The following is a 16,120-nucleotide window of genomic DNA, read 5'->3' on the forward strand; positions in this document are numbered from 1 at the left end:
CCCACACGAGAGGCCCATCACGATGGAGGAACAGATGACCACAGTGCTGGTGCTCAACGGCCCGAACCTCGGCAGGCTCGGCACCCGCGAGCCCGATGTCTACGGGCACACCACCTTCGCTGACCTGTCGGAGCACCTGGTCGACACCGGCCGCTCGCTGGGCCTCGACGTGCAGGTGCGCCAGACCGACCACGAGGGTGAAATGGTCGGCTGGCTGCACGAGGCCGCCGACCTGGGTTGCTGGGTGGTGCTCAATGCCGCTGCCTGGACCCACTACTCCATCGCGGTGGCCGATGCTGCCGCGCAGGTGGCGCACTACATCGAGGTGCACATCTCGAACGTGTACGCCCGCGAACCGTTCCGCCACCACAGTGTGCTGTCGGCGAAGGCGGTCGGGGTCATCGCCGGGCTGGGCCTGGGTGGCTACGACCTGGCCCTGGCGCACGTCGCCGCCGAACTGGGCACCGGGGCCACCGGCTGAGCCTCACAGGTCCTTGAGGGACTCCCAGATCTCCTTGCATTCGGGGCAGACCGGGAACTTCTCGGGGTTGCGGTGGGGCACCCACACCTTGCCGCACAGGGCGACCACCGGGGTGCCCATCACCATCGCCTCCATGAGCTTGTCCTTGGGGACGTAGTGCGAGAACCGTTCGTGGTCACCGTCCTCGGCGTTCAGGCCATCGGTGCTGGTGCGCTCGTCGATCACGGTCTGTGAGCCGGGGGCCAACTGCTGGTTCATGGCAGCCACTCTAGTGAGCCGCCCCAAGCTGCCACCAGCCGCCACCGGATCAGCCCCATGGTCCCGCCCGCGCAACCCACCCCACCGGGTAGGGTGAGCCGGTGCCCGAACCCACCACGCTGCCACCCCGCAGCCTGATCGTCGGGTTGCTGGTCTCGGTGGTCGCGATCGCCTTCGAGGCGGTGGCGGTCGCGACGGCCATGCCGGCGGCCGCCGAAGACCTGGGCCGGTTGCACCTCTACGCCTGGACCTTCACCCTGTTCGTGATCGGCATGGCGCTGGCGACCGTGCTGTCGGGCCGGCTCAGTGACCGCCTCGGCCCTTCCCTGCCGCTGCGCGCCGGGCTGGTGCTGTTCGGGGCGGGGCTGCTGGCTGCCGCCCTGGCGCCGAACATGTACGTGCTGCTGGTGGCCCGGTTCATCCAGGGTGTCGGTGGTGGCGCATTCAACGTGGCGCTGTTGGTGGTCGTGGCCCGCACCTTCCCGGCGGCGCAGCGGGCGCTGATGATGACCGCCTTCAGCCTGTGCTGGGTGATGCCGGCCTTCATCGCGCCGCCGATCGCGGCCTGGTTGTCGAAGGCACTGAGCTGGCACTGGGTCTTCGCGGTCATGATCCCCTTCGTGGTGGCCACGGCCGTGCTGACGGCGGGCCCGTTGAACGACCTGGCCGACCAGCTGCGACCCGAAGTGGGGCAGGACAGCAACCCGGTGCCGATCTGGGCGGCGGTGGTGGCCGCGGCCGGTGTTGCGGCGGTCCAGTTCGCCGGTCAGGACATTGACCGCAGTTCCCTGGTCGCCCTGGCGGTGGGCCTGGTGGCGCTCGGGGTGGCGCTGCCGAAACTGATGGCGCCGGGCTTCTTCCGGTTCCGGCCCGGCATCGCCTCGGTGTCGTGGGTGCGGGCCCTGCAGGCGGGCGGGTTCTTCGCCGCCGAGGCGTTCCTGCCACTGAGCCTGGTCGAGGGCCGCGAGATGAGCCTGTTCCGGGCCGGGCTGATGTTGACCATCGGTTCCCTGGGCTGGACCGTCGGCTCCTGGCTGCAGGCCCAGACCTGGCTGAAGTGGCGCCGCGACCAGCTGATCGAGGTGGGGGCGGCCTGCTCCCTGGTCGGCGTGCTCGCCATCGTGGCCGGCACCTGGTTGGGCCTGTCGGTGGTCGTCATCGGCATCGGCTGGACGATCGGCGGCCTGGGCATGGGCCTGGCCAGCGCCTCCGGCTCCCTGGCGATCATGCAGTTGTCGACCCCGGCCCAACTCGGACGAAACACCAGCTCGCTGCAGGTCTCCGAAGCCCTCGGCAATGCGATGTTCACCGGCCTCGCCGGCGCGGTCTACGCGAACCTGCGCACCTCCGCGGCGCCGGTCGACACCTTCGGCTGGGTCTTCACCACCGTCGCGGTGGTGTCCCTGCTCGCGGTCCTGGTCTCCCTGCGCATCGGCCCCGTCGCCAACCTGACCTCAGGCGCCGGAACTACGTCAAGTAGGTGACGGTAAGCCACATGACGAGGGCGAAGACCACGATCGCGGTGGCGCCGATGTACAGGTAGAACTTCACCGAGTGGCGTTCCTTGACCTCGACGGCCTGGTAGCGGCCCGGGCCGAGGTAGTTCTCCAGCATCGAGGCGGGGGTCTCGTTGCGAGGTGAGACCGACTGGTTGTTCACGCCGCTGCGGAAGCTGCCCAGCGAGCTGGGGGTCCACGAGTCGTAACCGGCAGAGGGCAGCGGCGCGGTGGGCCGGTCCGAGGCGCCGGGGGCCAGCGGCAGCGGGGCCTGGGGGATCGAGCCGCCGCTGGAACTGCCCAGCGTCCTCGTCCCCGGGCGTGGGGCCACCGGGGCCAGTGACTCCCCGCCGGACATCACTTCGGCGATCGCGTCCAGCTGGGCGGCGAACTGGGCCGCGGAGGCCGGTCGCCGGTCGGGGTGCGGCGACAGGGCACTGGCCAGCAGCGCGTCGAGCTCGACGGGCGCCCCGATCCGGGCGCTCAGCGGTGGCGGGTCGACGTTGGGGTTGCGGGACAGCAGGTCCTGCAGGGTCTTGATGGGGAACGGCGGGTGGCCGGTGAGCAGGGCATAGGTCACCGCCGCCATCGAGTAGATGTCGGAACGGTGGTCCAGCGGGTGGCCGGTCGCCTGTTCCAGCGCCATGAACGCCGGGGTCCCCGCAGTGGCGTGCTGGCCCTCCCGGTCGACCAGGGATTCGGCCACACCGAGGTCTGCCAGCAGCACCTTCAACCCGCTCGAGGAGTGGTTCAGCAGGATATTGCCGGGGGTGACGTCACGGTGCACCACGTTGTGGCGGTGCAGCACGTCGAGCGCGCGGGCTGCCTCGGCGCACAGTTGCAGCGCCCGGGCCGGCGGCACCAGCTGCTTGCGCAGCCGGTCGAAGGAGCCGCCGTCGGCGTAGTCCATCACGAAATAGGGGGCGCCCTCGGGGGTGCGACCGATGTCGTAGACACGGACGATGTGTTCGTCCTTGATGCGGCGCAGCAGTCGTGCTTCGGTGAGGAATCGTCCCTGGACGTCGTGGTGGGTGGCCCATTTCGGGTTCAGGATTTTGACGGCGACAGGCACGTCGAGTTCATCGTCGTGGCCCTTGTAGACGGTCGCGAAGGAGCCCGCGCCGATGCGCTGGGTGAGGCGGTAGCGACCGAGCCGTTCCATAGCGTCCACAGTCTTTCACGCAATTGAGGCGGGAGCGTACTCCAGCCATGGGTCACCTGCGGGAGCGCACGCCGACAATAGCGCCGTTGCCGCCTGACCGGGGCCCATTGTCCGCATCCGGTCGCTCCGGGGGCATCTGACACAATGGGTTGGTGACATCTCAGACCTTGCCCCCGCCCGGTTGGTACGACGACCCCGGGGGCAGCAGCCAGGAACGCTACTGGGAGGGCACGCGCTGGACGAAGAACCTGCGTGACCGGCTCGACCCGCTGCCCGAACCTGCGCCCGCCGCCACCACCGGACGAGCGGCTCCCGCGTCGTCCCCGGCCCCGCAGCTCCCGCAGCAGTTCGGCGCGCCCCCGCAGCAGTCCGGCGCAACCGGCATGGCCCCGGTGCTGATGCCGACCCGCTACAAGATGGTCCGCACCACCGCCGACGGGGTGCCCCTGGCCGGCTTCGGCATGCGTGCCCTGGCCACCCTGGTCGACTGGGTGCTGATGGGCCTGCTCGGCATGCTGCTGGCCTGGCCCTGGACGGTGCGGGTGTGGCGTTCCCTGCAGCAGATGACCGCCTGGTCGCTCGAGAACCCCGGGCTGGTCGTGCCCGTGCAGGACTACGACTACCTGACCCCGTTCAGCATCGTGCAGTACGTCACCCTGGGCGCCTGTTTCGTGGCGCAGGTGCTGTTGGTGAAGCTGCTCGGCGGCACCGTGGGGCAGCTGTTGCTGGGCCTGCGGGTCGTGCCTTCCGAAACAGGCCTCACCCCGCGGGTCAGCTGGCGTACCAGCCTGCTGCGTTCCGGGGTCTGGCTGGCGGTGATGGCGGCCACCCAGATGGTGTTGTTCCCGATGATGATCAGCTACCTGCGGCCGCTGTGGCACCCCCGGTTGAAGACCTGGCACGACAGCCTGGCCGACACCCAGGTGATCACCACCCGCGGCACGTTTGCCGAGTCGGTACTCGCCGGCGCCCGGCGTGCGCAGAAGTAGCGCTCCGGGCGCGTCCATGTCCTAGGCTGTCAGGGTGGCTTTGGAAAACCCTGCACTGGCTGAACTCGCCGACCACTTCGGAATCTCCCAGGAATTCTGGGACTGGAAGGGTCGGCACACCACCATTTCCCCGGAAACGGTGGTCACCATCCTCGCGGCGCTGGGCATTGATGCGAGCACCCCCGAGCGTGCAGAGGCCGCTGTCCATGAGGTGCGCCTCAAGCCGTGGCGCCGTTCCTTGCCGGCCTGCACCGTCGTCGAGCAGCACCAGTACCGGGAAATCCAGGTTCACGTGCCGGCCGGTGCCGAGGCCCACCTGGTCGTCCACACCGAGGACGGCCAGCAGTTGGTCTGTGAACAGCGCTTCAACGAGGTGCCCGACCGGGAGGTCGACGGTGTCTGGTTGGGGGAGGCCACCTTCGCGCTGCCCACCGATGCGCCGCTGGGCTACCACCACCTGGTGCTCACCACCGCCGGCCGGACCATCGAGTCCCACTTCATCGTCACCCCGAACTTCGTCGGCCTGCCCGCCAACATCGGCCACCGCCGCGTGTGGGGCTACGCCACCCAGATCTACTCGGTGCGTTCGGCCGGCAGCTGGGGGACCGGTGACCTGGTCGACCTGGCCGACCTGATGGTCTGGGCCCGTACCCAGCAGTACGCCGACTACGTGCTGATCAACCCGCTGCACGCAGCGCAGCCGGTGCCGCCGATCGAACCCTCGCCGTACCTGCCCAGCTCGCGGCGCTACACCAACCCGATCTACCTGCGGCCCGAGGCGATCCCCGAGTACGCCAGCTTGGACGATGCCACCCGCGCCCGGATCGAGGCCTTCCGCAGCGATCTGCGCGACGAGCTGGCCGGGGCCGACCAGTTGCGCCGCGACGAGTCCTACACCGCGAAGCTGCAGGCACTCGAGGTGATCTGGCAGGTCGGCCTGCCTCCAGCCCGGGCGATGGCCTTCGAGGGTTTCCGGCGGCGTGAAGGCCGCGCGCTGCGTGACTTCGCCATCTGGTGCGTGCTGTTCGAACAGGTCGGCCCCGACTGGCGGGAATGGCCTGAGGAGTACCGTCGTCCGTCGTCACCGGAGGTGGCCAACTTCTACGCCGCCAACGCCGAGCGGGTGCACTTCTTCGAGTGGCTGCAGTGGAACTGTGAGCACCAGATGTCGGTGGCCCAGCAAGCCGCCCGCGACGCCGGGATGAGCCTGGGCCTGGTGCAGGACCTGGCGGTCGGTGTCAGCAAGTCCAGCGCCGACACCTGGATGCTGGCCGATGTCTTCGCCCAGGGTGTCAGCGTGGGCGCCCCGCCCGACCAGTACAACCAGGCCGGCCAGGACTGGGGCCAGCCGCCGTGGCGGCCCGACCGACTGGCCGACCTGGCCTACGCCCCGTTCCGCGACATGGTCGCCAGTGTGCTGCGCCACGCCGGTGGGGTGCGCGCCGACCACATCATCGGCCTGTTCCGGCTGTGGTGGGTGCCCGAGGGGGCCTCGGCCAAGCAGGGCTGCTACGTCCGCTACGACCACGAGGCGCTGATCGGCATTCTCGCGCTGGAGGCGCACCGCGCTGGGGCGATGGTGATCGGGGAGGACCTGGGCACCGTCGAACCCTGGGTGCGCGACTACCTCGTCCGCCGTGGGCTGCTGGGCACCTCGGTGCTGTGGTTCGAGAACGACGAGACCGGCAACACCCTGGCCCCGGAGCGCTGGCGGGAACTGTGCATGGCCTCGGTCACCACCCACGACCTGCCGCCGACCGCCGGATACCTGGCCGGTGACCATGTGAGGCTGCGCCACCGCCTCGGCCTGCTGACCGAGTCGCTGGAGGAGGAACTTGCCCACGCCCGCCAGGAACATGAGGGTGTCACCGGCATGCTGTTCGACAAGGGCTACCTGCACGAGGACGACGGCGCCGACGAGGTCGAACGCCTTGTCCTGGGCATGCACCGCTTCCTGCTGGATACCCCCGCCCGGGTGCTGAACGTGGCCCTCACCGACGCGGTCGGTGACCGCCTCACCCAGAACCAGCCCGGCACCATCGACGAGTACCCCAACTGGCGGGTGCCGCTCAGCAACCCCGAGGGGGAGCCGATGCTGCTGGAGGACGTCTACGCCAGCGAACGCGCCATGCGGATCTCAGCGGTGATGAATGGTTTCACCACCGTGCCGGTGAGCTGGGGCGCGCTGCACCCCCCGCGCCACCCCTGAACCGCCCCGGCTGGCCCGGGCGCCGGTGTCTCAGACCGCGGGCATCGGGGCGCGAACGTAGGGGTTGTCGGCGCTCTGCCCGTCGTCGTCCAGCATGATCGTCGGGATCGCCGCCTCGCCCTTGCTGATCCGCAGCGCCGCGCGGGGCAGCTCGGAGCGGGCTGCCAGGTGGCGCTCCCGGCCGACCGAGGTCGGTTCTTGGCCAACGACCGCACCGTTGTCGACCAGCAGCACGTGCAGCGGACGATCATTGCCGTCGGAGGTCGGGTGGGCCTCGATGCCGACGATCTCGGCCTCGGCCACACCGCGTTCGTCGCGGCGGCGCAGCGCGTACTTGCGCCCGCCCACGGTGTTCTTGTTCTTCGACTTCTTCGCCACCGGCAACAGCTCACCGTCGGCGGAATCGGCGCGGCTGACCAGCTTGTAGACGAACCCGCAGGTCGGGTGGCCCGAGCCGGTCACCACCGAGGTGCCCACCCCGAAACCGTCGACCGGGGCGCCACGCAGGGCCGCGATCTGCCACTCGTCCAGGTCACTGGTGACGATGATGCGGGTCTGCTCGGCGCCCAGGTCATCGAGCAGGTCACGCACCTCACGGGCAGCGATGGCCAGGTCACCGGAGTCGAGCCGCACCGCACCCAGACGACCCTCGGTCAGCCGGACGCCGGTGCGGACGGCCTCTTCGACGTCATAGGTGTCCACCAGCAGGGTGGTCGACTCACCGAGGGTCTTCAGCTGGGCGGCGAAGGCCTCCTCCTCGGAGTCGTGCAGCAGGGTGAACGAGTGCGCGGCGGTGCCGCTGGTGGGGATGTCCCAGCGCCGACCCGCCTCCAGGTTCGAGGTGCTGGTGAAGCCGGCCACGTAGGCGGCCCGGGCGGCAGCGACCGCGCTGTACTCCTGGGTGCGGCGAGCCCCCATCTCGATCAGCGGGCGCCCGTCGGCCATCGCCGACATCCGTGAGGCGGCCGAGGCGATCGCCGAGTCGTGGTTGTAGATGCTCAGCAGCAGCGTCTCGAGCAGCACCGCCTCCTGGAAGGACGACTCGACCACCACCAGCGGGGAGCCGGGGAAGTAGATCTCACCTTCGGCGTAACCCCAGATGGAGCCGCTGAACTTGTAGTTCGACAGCCACTGCGCAAGGTCGTCGTCCACGATCTTGCGGGTGAGCAGGAAGTCGATGTCGGCGTCCTCGAAGCGGAACTCCTCGATCGCGCGCAGTGCTCGCCCGACCCCGGCGACGACACCGTAGCGACGGCCCTCGGGCAGTCGGCGGGGGAACAGCTCGAAGACGCTGCGCCGCTCGGCGGTGCCCGAGGCGCGGGCCGCCTGCACCATTGTCAGCTCGTAGTGGTCGGTCAGAAGCGCTGTGCTCATGGCGATCAGCTTAGGGGCCACCGGAGCGCGGTCGGTGCAGGAGTGTGACGGCGGTGACAGAATGGGGCCATGTCCCACGCAGTTCCAGAGCAGACCGTCGGTGTGGCCACCGTGGCGAAGGCCGAGGAGAAGGTCGAACCTGCCAAGGCCTGGGTGACCCTCGTCTGGGACGACCCGGTCAACCTGATGACCTACGTCACCCACGTGTTCACCAGCTACTTCAAGTACCCGCGGGACAAGGCCGAGCAGTTGATGCTGCAGGTCCACAACGAAGGCAAGGCCGTGGTGTCGAGCGGGTCACGTGAAGAGATGGAACGCGACGTGGCCGCGATGCACACCTTCGGGCTGTGGGCCACCGTGGACCGGGCCGAGTGAGCCCTCGATGAGTCGATTCGCCCGCAGCCGCGGGAAGATCCAGTTGCACCTCGACAGCACCGAGTTCGAGGTGTTCAGCCACAGCGTCAACGAGTTGCTCGACCTGCTCGACGACGGCTCCGAGGCCGAACCCCTCGACGAGGACGACCCGTTCGCCGCCTGGGAGGCCAGCTTCGGCGCCGAACCGGGCATCGAGGACGACTTCGACGAGGACGAGCGTGACCCGGTGATGCAGCGACTGTTCCCGCGGGCCTACCCCGACGATCCCGAGGCGGCCAGCGACTTCGCCCGCTTCACCGACGCCAGCCAACGCCAGGACAAGGTCACCGCCGCCTGCATGGTGCTCGACGACCTCGACGAGTTGCGCGGCGGCACCGTGCGGATTCGCGACGACCACGTCGATGCCTGGCTGAAGACACTGAACAACCTGCGCCTGGTGCTCTCGGTGATGCTCGGCATCTCTGACGAGATCAGCGCCTCCGAGGCCGCCGAACGACCCGAGGAGGACCCCCGGTCGTGGCTGTTCACCTATTACGGCTGGCTCGGCTGGATGCTGGAGTCCCTGCTCGAAGCAGTGATGGCCCCCGAGTGAGCCCCACCACCACTGAACTGCGCGCCCCCATCGGCATCTTCGACTCCGGCTTCGGCGGGTTGACGGTGGCCCGCCAGATCGCTGACGTGCTGCCGCACGAGGACATCGCCTACCTGGGCGACACCGCCCGCGCGCCCTACGGCCCGCGTCCGATCGCCGAGGTGCGCCAGTACGCCCTGGAATGCCTCGACCGGCTGGTCAACCATGGGGTGAAGGCGTTGGTGATCGCCTGCAACACCGCCTCGGCTGCGGTGCTGCGTGACGCCCGGGAGCGCTATGACGTGCCGATCATCGAGGTGGTGCTGCCCGCGGCGCGACGGGCGGCCGGGGTCACCCGCAACGGTCGCGTCGGGGTGATCTGCACCGCCGCCACCGCCACCTCGATGGCCTACGAGGATGCGCTGGCCGCCTCGGTGGGCATCACGGTGACCACCTCGCCGTGCCCCCGGTTCGTGGAATTCGTGGAGGCCGGCATCACCGCCGGCCCGGAGGTGCTGGCGGTGGCGCGGGAGTACCTGCAGCCGATCAAGGACGCCGGCTGCGACACCCTGATCCTGGGCTGCACCCACTACCCACTGCTGCGGGGGGTGATCTCCTACGTGATGGGGGACTCGGTCAACCTGGTCTCGTCGGCCTCGGAGACCGCGCAGGAGACCTGGCGGGTGCTCAACGACCTGCACCTGACCACCCCCGACCAGGGCGGGTCGAACCGGTTGTTCCTCACCACCGGCGATTCCGACCGGTTCAAGGGCATCTCGCAGCGCCTGCTGGGCCAGTTCGTGCACACCGCCGAAACCATCCACCTCGGACGAGTGCCCAAGGTTCACCGCTAGGCTGGGAACCCGCCGACGACCAGTGTCGGCCCGCCCAGCGCATCCGAGCGCAGACGGGCGGCCCACCACAGCGGAGGACAACGCTCACCATGTGCACCAGGATCACCTGCCCCACCTGCGGCAAGCCCACCTGGAAGGGTTGCGGCGAACACATCGAAGACGCGCTGCGCGACGTGGCGCCTGCCGAGCGCTGCACCTGCCCCCGCTGACCCCCGAACCCCGCTGAGCCGAGAGGAACCCATGTCACGCAGCGACGGACGCGCCGCCGACGAACTGCGCCCCGTGCGCATCACCCGCGGCTGGCTCGACCACGCCGAGGGATCGGTGCTGGTGGAGTTCGGCCGCACCCGGGTGCTGGTGGCCGCCAGCGTGACCCCCGGGGTGCCGCGCTGGCGCAAGGGCAGCGGACTGGGCTGGGTCACCGCCGAGTACGCCATGCTGCCGCGCGCCACCCATGACCGCAGCGACCGCGAGTCGCACAAGGGTCGCATCGGTGGCCGCACCCACGAGATCAGCCGGTTGATCGGCCGGTCGCTGCGTGCGGTGATCGACTACAAGGCGCTGGGTGAGAACACCATCGTGCTCGACTGCGACGTGCTGCAGGCCGACGGTGGCACGCGCACCGCCGCCATCACCGGCGCCTACGTCGCCCTGGTGGATGCCGTGGCCTGGCTGCGGGAACGCAAGCTGCTGGCCGGTGAACCGCTGCGCGACTCGGTGGCAGCCATCTCGGTCGGCATCGTCGACGGTGTCCCTGTGCTCGACCTGCCCTACGAGGAAGACTCGGCCGCCGGCACCGACATGAACCTGGTCATCGCCGGCAGCGGCGACTTCATCGAGGTGCAGGGCACCGCCGAGGGCGCCCCGTTCAACCGCGACCAGCTGAACCAACTGCTCGACCTGGGCCTGAAGGGGTGTGCCGACCTGAAGGTGCTGCAGGAACAGGCTCTGGCCGCCCCGCCGGTGACGTCATGATCCTGCCGCCGAAGCCGCCCCGGGTGCCGTCCTTCGAGGCGCTGCCCCGGATCGTGCTGGCCAGCCACAACACCCACAAGCTGGGTGAACTGCAACGGCTGTTCGTCGAGGCCCGGCTGCCGGTGCGGCTGGTCAGCCTGGCCGACTTCCCCGAAGCCCCGGCACCGGCCGAGACCGGGCGCAGCTTCACCGAGAACGCGCTGATCAAGGCGCGTGCGGCCGCCGAGCTGACCGGGGTGGCGGCGATCGCCGACGACTCCGGCATCGAGGTCGAGGTGCTCAACGGCATGCCCGGCGTCCGTTCTGCCCGCTGGGCGGGGCCCTCCGGTGACGACCAGGCCAACCTGGAGCTGTTGCTCGACCAGGTCAGCGACGTCCCCGCAGAGCAGCGCGCCGCCCGGTTTGTCTGCGCCATGGCCCACGTCAGCCCCGACGGCACCGAGACCGTGGTGACCGGGCAGTGGCCCGGGCGCCTGGCCACCGAACCGGCCGGCACCAACGGCTTCGGCTACGACCCCATCTTCGTCCCCGACGGCAGCCAGGTCACCAGCGCCCAGCTGAGCCCCGAGCAGAAGAACGCCCAGTCGCACCGGGCACGTGCCGTGGCCGCCCTGGTCGATGCCCTCCGCGCCACCTACCCCACCCCCCGGGAGGAACAGTGAAGCAGTACCTCGACCTGCTCCAGCACGTGCTCGACAACGGTGTCGACAAGTCCGACCGCACCGGCACCGGCACGCGCAGCGTCTTCGGCCACCAGGCCCGCTACGACCTGTCGGCGGGCTTCCCGCTGCTGACGACCAAGAAGGTGCACACCCGCTCGGTCTTCGGTGAACTGCTGTGGTTCCTGCGCGGTGAGACCAACATCGCCTCCCTGCACGCCGACAACATCACCATCTGGGACGAATGGGCCGACGACTCCGGTGAACTGGGCCCGATCTACGGCTACCAGTGGCGGTCGTGGCCGACGCCGGACGGTCGCCACGTCGACCAGCTGCAGCAGGTGATCGACCAGCTGCAGGGCAACCCCAACTCACGCCGCCACATCGTCTCGGCCTGGAACGTCGCCCAGATCGACGAGATGGCGCTGCCGCCGTGCCACGTGCTGTTCCAGTTCTACGTGGCCGACAACAAGCTGAGCTGTCAGGTCTACCAGCGCTCGGCCGACCTGTTCCTCGGGGTGCCGTTCAACATCGCCAGCTACGCGCTGCTGACCCATCTGGTGGCGCAGGTGTGCGGCTACGAGGTCGGTGACCTGGTGCACACCCTGGGCGATGCCCACATCTACTCCAACCACGTCGAGCAGGTGCGCACCCAGCTCGCCCGCGAGCCCCGGGCGCTGCCGAAGCTCGTGCTGAACCCGACCATCAGCGACATCGACGGCTTCACCCTCGACGACATCGTCGTCGAGGACTATGACCCGCACCCAGCCATCAAGGCACCCATCGCCGTCTGAACGGCGCGAATAGGGCAGAATCAAACCTGTTGCCGCCCGCCACCAGTCAAGAACGAGGACTTACGCCATGCAGATCGTCACCATCGCCGCTGTGGCCGAGAACGGGGTCATCGGGGACGGCAAGGACATCCCCTGGAAGATCGAGGACGACTGGGAACGCTTCCGTCGGCTGACCACCGGCAACTTCCTGCTGATGGGTCGCTCCACCTACGAAGCGATCGGTCGGCCGCTGCCCAACCGCACCACCGTCGTGATCACCCACCAGGACGACTTCGAGGCCCCCGCCCCGCAGGGCAAGACCCGCGTGCTGGTCGCCCATTCCATCGAGGAGGGCATCCGCGCCGCGCGCACCGCCCGCGGCTCGCTGGCCAAGAACATCATCTACGTCGCCGGTGGCGGTGAGATCTACGCGCAGACCATGGACGTCGCCAACGCGCTGGACATCACCGAGGTGAAGCTGTCGCCCGAGGGCACCGTGCACTTCCCCGAGATCGACCGCGAGAAGTGGCTCGAGATCCGCCGCGAGCAGCACGAGACCCACGACTACGTGAAGTACGTGCCCGTCTCGCACACCGCACGGCTCACCCTGGTGCCGGCCACCCCGGCCGACGCCCCCGAGTGGACCAAGCTGGCCAGCCACCCCGTGGTCGCCGAGCAGAGCGCCGGGCTGCGGGTGCGCGACGAGGCCGAGGCCGCCGAACGGCTGGCGCGCCGCGCCGCCAGCTGGGACGCCAACTCGCTGGACCAGTGGACGATCCGCCGCACCGAGGACAACGAGTTCGTCGGCATTGGTGGGCTGCGCCGCCGCGAACTGGAGAACGGTGACCACGTCTGGCTGCTCGACTACCAGCTGGTGCCCGAACTGCAGGGCAACGGCTACACCCCCGAAATGGTCCGCGCCGCCCTCGAGCAGGTCCGCCAGGTCGACCGCGAGGCCCGGGTGCGGGCGATGATTCGTCCGCGCAATGTGAAGTCGATCGAGATCGCCGAGCAGGCCGGCCTGAAGAAGATCGAGGAGCGCACCGACCCGTCCGGTCAGCCCATCCACCTGTTCCAGGGCTGGGTCCGCGAGCTGGTCTGAGGTGCCCCCACAGGTGCTGCGGTGAGGTCGCAGGCATCGATCCTGCACCTCGACCTGGACGCCTTCTTCGCCGCCGTCGAGCAGCGTGACAAGCCGTCGCTGCGCGGCAAGCCGGTGGTCGTGGGTGGGGTCGGACGACGCGGGGTGGTCTCCACCGCCTCCTACGAGGCGCGCACGTTCGGCGTCCATTCGGCGATGTCGGGCGCCGAGGCGCGCCGGCTGGTGCCCCACGCCGCCTTCCTCGGCGGACGCTTCGAGGCCTACTGGCAGTCGAGCCGCATCGTGATGGCGCTGCTGGGCGAACTGTCCGACCGGGTGCAGGCCCTCAGCCTGGACGAAGCCTTCGTCGACCTGGCCGGCACCGCGGCACCCACCGACCCCGACGCGCTGTTCGCCTACGCCGAGGACCTGCGCGCCGAACTGACCCGCCGCACCGAAGGGCTGACCGCCTCGGTCGGCATCGGCACCAGCAAGCTGATGGCCAAGGTCGCCTCGGAACTGGCCAAACCCGACGGGGTGCGGGTGGTCGCTGCCGGCACCGAGGCCGCCACCCTGGCACCGCTGTCGGTACGGGCGGTCCCCGGGGTCGGCCCGGTCACCCACCAGCGGCTGCAGACGCTGGGGCTGCGCACGGTCGCCGATGTGCAGCGGGCCCCCTTGTCGGAACTCGTCCGTGAGGTCGGCGCCACCTGGGGCCCGGAACTGCACGAACTGGCCTGGGGTCGCGACGACCGGCCCGTCGAGGGGCACCGCGACGCCAAGTCGATCTCGCAGGAGACCACTTTCGAACACGACCAGACTGACCGCGCCTGGCTCGAGGGGCGCATCGATGCCGACGCCGCACACGTGTGTCGCCGGCTCGCCCGGCACGGGCAGTTCGCCCGCACCATCACCATCAAGGTCCGTTTCGGTGACTTCACCACCTGGACCCGCTCGCGGACCCTGCCCGGTGCCACCGACGACCCGCAGCGGGTGGCGCAGGTGGCCCGTTCCCTGCTCGACCAGGTCGACGTGCTGCGGGGGGTGCGGCTGCTCGGGGTCGGGGTCTCGGGCTTCGTCCGGGCCGCGCAGGAGGAACTGTTCTGGCTCGACGAGGGGTCCTCGTCCGAGGTGGGCGGGCCCGGTGAGCCGGACGTTGGCGGTGACGGTGGGGCGGGGGAGTCCTTCGGGGACGGCCCGTTCGGGCGTCGCCGTCGTGAGCTGTACTGGCCGGGCGCCGATGTCGAGCACGACGAGCTGGGCCGCGGCTGGGTCTGGGGTGCCGGGCTGGGCCGGGTGACGGTGCGGTTCGAGACCCGCGACGCCCCCGGTGGGCCGGTGCGCAGCTTCGCGCAGGACGACCCGGCACTGCACCCGGCCGGGCCGCTGCCGATGGCCCACGAGGTGCCGGTCACCGACGAGGACGAGGACTGAGGCTGCTGCTCGGGTTCGCCGCCGGGCTCAGCTGAGGCCGGCGAGCAGCTGGCTGCTGATCTGCGCGGCCTCCCGCGCGGCCTGGTCGAGCTGTTCCTGGGTGGCACCCTCGGGCGGGGACACCGGGACCAGTGAAGCGGTCCAGAACGAGGTGTTGGCGCCGACCGCGGCGAAGATGGTGACCTCGATCTCGACGCCGTCGTTGTCGGTCGCGGTCAGCCCGCAGGTGACGGCGTTGTCGGCATGGGTCGTGCCCTGGGTCCTGGTGACCGGCCCGTTGCCCTCGAAGCCGTCTTCGATGTCGTCCTGGACGTCTTCGCAGATCTCGGCCGCCGAGTCGTCGTCATCATCGTCGGTGAGCACCGCCAACTGGGTGCCGGTGGCGAGGTGGGTGAACAGGTGGCGGACTTCATCGTCGTCGGTGTCGTTGAGGGTCAGCTCCCACCCCTGGGGAAGGGTGAGCACCAGCCCGTGACCGACCTGGTAGTCACCGGGCCCGGTCGGGCTCTGCGAGGCGCTGGTCGTGGTCTCGATGTCGGTGGGCGCCGGGGACTGGCTGGTGGTCTGGGTCTCGCCGGTGGTCTGGGTGGCGGGGGCGCTCGACTGGTCCACCGTGATCGCCGGCTGGCTGGTGGTCTCACCGCCGGTCGGCGAGCTGCTGCAGCCGGCCAGCGCGAGGGCGCCGGCCACGGCCAGCGCGGCCAGGGTCCTGCCAACGGGGGAAGTCATCGTCCTCACACTCCTTCGGGGTGCAGCCCCGGGTCGGGACCTCACGGTCGAACACCCGGCCCCCAGACTAGTGGCGGGCCGGTGCAGCCCCGGGGGCGCAGCTGCACCTGTGACCCCAGTGTGATCTCTCACAACGGCACTGCCTAGAGTGGCTGCCATGTCGAACGTGCTGGTGGGCTATGGAACCCGGGGAGGTGCCACGAAGGACGTGGCGACCTCGATCGCTGCTGGTCTGGAACACGAGGGCCACATCGTCCGGGTGGCCAACCTGAGCAGTCCCACGCCGCTGGAGGGCATCGATGCCGTCGTGGTCGGCAGCGGCATCCAGGCCGGGGTCTTCTACGGTGAGGTGCTGGGCTGGCTCGACCAGCACACGGCCACGCTGGCCGGCCTGCCGGTGGCCGTCTTCAATGTCTGCCTGACCGCCAGCGACCCCAGCAAGCACGAGGCGGCGATGGCCTACAACCAGGCCGCCGTCGGCAAGCTCGCCGGCGTCGTCTCGCAGGAGGCCTTCGCCGGTCGCTACGTGCCCGAGAAGGTCACCTGGTGGAAGCGGCTGCTGCTGCGCGGCATCAACAAGGACCGCGCCCAGGACCACGTCAACGCCGAACTGGCCAGGGCCTGGGGCGTGGAACTGGCGGCCGAGTTCTGAGGCCATGGTTGCGCTGAGGTCCTCGTCCGCCCTGCGGGCACTCTGTGA

Annotated in this window: 17 protein-coding genes; 13 read left to right on the forward strand and 4 right to left on the reverse strand. The window is 69.8% G+C overall.

The features are described 5' to 3' along the window. Positions 1-34 precede the first annotated feature (34 nt). The gene (locus ACQE3C_RS04360; protein ID WP_434537962.1) at positions 35-481 is read left to right on the forward strand and encodes a type II 3-dehydroquinate dehydratase; all 447 of its coding nucleotides are present in this window, start codon (positions 35-37) and stop codon (positions 479-481) included. A gap of 3 nt (positions 482-484) precedes the next feature. Here the strand turns inward: ACQE3C_RS04360 and ACQE3C_RS04365 are convergent, their stop codons facing one another. Next, positions 485-739, reverse strand: a complete 255-nt coding sequence (locus tag ACQE3C_RS04365; protein WP_434537963.1) for a DUF3039 domain-containing protein — start codon at positions 737-739, stop codon at positions 485-487. A 101-nt stretch (positions 740-840) separates the two neighbouring features. Here ACQE3C_RS04365 and ACQE3C_RS04370 point away from each other — a divergent pair, with 101 nt between their 5' ends. Continuing rightward, entirely contained in the window at positions 841-2,223 is a 1,383-nt protein-coding gene (locus tag ACQE3C_RS04370) for an MFS transporter (RefSeq protein ID WP_434537964.1), read from the forward strand. Here ACQE3C_RS04370 and ACQE3C_RS04375 read toward each other — a convergent pair. Next, positions 2,207-3,397: a protein kinase domain-containing protein gene (locus ACQE3C_RS04375; protein WP_434537965.1), complete on the reverse strand. Its 1,191-nt coding sequence runs from the start codon at positions 3,395-3,397 to the stop codon at positions 2,207-2,209. The two genes, ACQE3C_RS04370 and ACQE3C_RS04375, sit on opposite strands and share 17 nt — an antisense overlap. Before the next feature lie 152 nt (positions 3,398-3,549). On the opposite strand from ACQE3C_RS04375, the gene ACQE3C_RS04380 reads away from it, so the two are divergent. Together ACQE3C_RS04380 and malQ are read left to right on the forward strand one after the other, a co-directional pair. Then, on the forward strand, positions 3,550-4,386 hold the full coding sequence (locus tag ACQE3C_RS04380; RefSeq protein WP_434537966.1) for an RDD family protein: 837 nt from the start codon (positions 3,550-3,552) through the stop codon (positions 4,384-4,386). Between the two features lie 34 nt (positions 4,387-4,420). Beyond that, positions 4,421-6,595, forward strand: coding sequence for a 4-alpha-glucanotransferase (gene malQ / locus ACQE3C_RS04385; protein WP_434537967.1), 2,175 nt, complete (start codon positions 4,421-4,423; stop codon positions 6,593-6,595). Between the two features lie 30 nt (positions 6,596-6,625). Here the strand turns inward: malQ and ACQE3C_RS04390 are convergent, their stop codons facing one another. Further along, the gene (locus ACQE3C_RS04390) at positions 6,626-7,969 is read right to left on the reverse strand and encodes a nicotinate phosphoribosyltransferase (RefSeq protein WP_434537968.1); all 1,344 of its coding nucleotides are present in this window, start codon (positions 7,967-7,969) and stop codon (positions 6,626-6,628) included. A 69-nt stretch (positions 7,970-8,038) separates the two neighbouring features. Here ACQE3C_RS04390 and clpS point away from each other — a divergent pair, with 69 nt between their 5' ends. From clpS to ACQE3C_RS04430, 8 genes are all read left to right on the forward strand, one after another. Then, positions 8,039-8,344, forward strand: a complete 306-nt coding sequence (gene clpS / locus ACQE3C_RS04395; RefSeq protein ID WP_434537969.1) for an ATP-dependent Clp protease adapter ClpS — start codon at positions 8,039-8,041, stop codon at positions 8,342-8,344. A gap of 7 nt (positions 8,345-8,351) precedes the next feature. Next, a complete protein-coding gene (locus ACQE3C_RS04400; protein WP_434537970.1) occupies positions 8,352-8,936 on the forward strand; it encodes a DUF2017 domain-containing protein in 585 nt (194 codons plus the stop codon). After that, the gene (gene murI, locus ACQE3C_RS04405) at positions 8,933-9,769 is read left to right on the forward strand and encodes a glutamate racemase (RefSeq protein WP_434537971.1); all 837 of its coding nucleotides are present in this window, start codon (positions 8,933-8,935) and stop codon (positions 9,767-9,769) included. Before ACQE3C_RS04400 ends, murI begins: the two co-directional genes overlap by 4 nt. A gap of 240 nt (positions 9,770-10,009) precedes the next feature. Further along, positions 10,010-10,744, forward strand: a complete 735-nt coding sequence (gene rph, locus ACQE3C_RS04410) for a ribonuclease PH (protein WP_434537972.1) — start codon at positions 10,010-10,012, stop codon at positions 10,742-10,744. Positions 10,745-10,785: 41 nt separating this feature from the next. Then, complete coding sequence (gene rdgB / locus ACQE3C_RS04415) at positions 10,786-11,406, forward strand: RdgB/HAM1 family non-canonical purine NTP pyrophosphatase (RefSeq protein WP_434538230.1); 621 nt, start codon at positions 10,786-10,788, stop codon at positions 11,404-11,406. Further along, positions 11,403-12,197 (forward strand): thymidylate synthase, encoded by a 795-nt coding sequence (locus ACQE3C_RS04420; RefSeq protein WP_434537973.1) that lies wholly within the window; start codon positions 11,403-11,405, stop codon positions 12,195-12,197. The genes rdgB and ACQE3C_RS04420 overlap by 4 nt, the downstream gene beginning before the upstream one ends. A 67-nt stretch (positions 12,198-12,264) precedes the next feature. Continuing rightward, positions 12,265-13,278, forward strand: coding sequence for a dihydrofolate reductase (locus tag ACQE3C_RS04425; protein ID WP_434537974.1), 1,014 nt, complete (start codon positions 12,265-12,267; stop codon positions 13,276-13,278). A 21-nt stretch (positions 13,279-13,299) separates the two neighbouring features. Next, on the forward strand, positions 13,300-14,691 hold the full coding sequence (locus ACQE3C_RS04430) for a DNA polymerase IV (protein ID WP_434537975.1): 1,392 nt from the start codon (positions 13,300-13,302) through the stop codon (positions 14,689-14,691). A gap of 27 nt (positions 14,692-14,718) precedes the next feature. Here the strand turns inward: ACQE3C_RS04430 and ACQE3C_RS04435 are convergent, their stop codons facing one another. Next, on the reverse strand, positions 14,719-15,420 hold the full coding sequence (locus ACQE3C_RS04435) for a hypothetical protein (protein ID WP_434537976.1): 702 nt from the start codon (positions 15,418-15,420) through the stop codon (positions 14,719-14,721). Between the two features lie 157 nt (positions 15,421-15,577). Between ACQE3C_RS04435 and ACQE3C_RS04440 the strand changes: the two genes are divergently transcribed. Continuing rightward, on the forward strand, positions 15,578-16,072 hold the full coding sequence (locus tag ACQE3C_RS04440) for a flavodoxin domain-containing protein (protein ID WP_434537977.1): 495 nt from the start codon (positions 15,578-15,580) through the stop codon (positions 16,070-16,072). The last annotated feature ends 48 nt before the right edge of the window (positions 16,073-16,120 follow it).

Source organism: Aestuariimicrobium sp. Y1814 (genome assembly GCF_050113895.1).
Classification (GTDB): domain Bacteria; phylum Actinomycetota; class Actinomycetes; order Propionibacteriales; family Propionibacteriaceae; genus Aestuariimicrobium.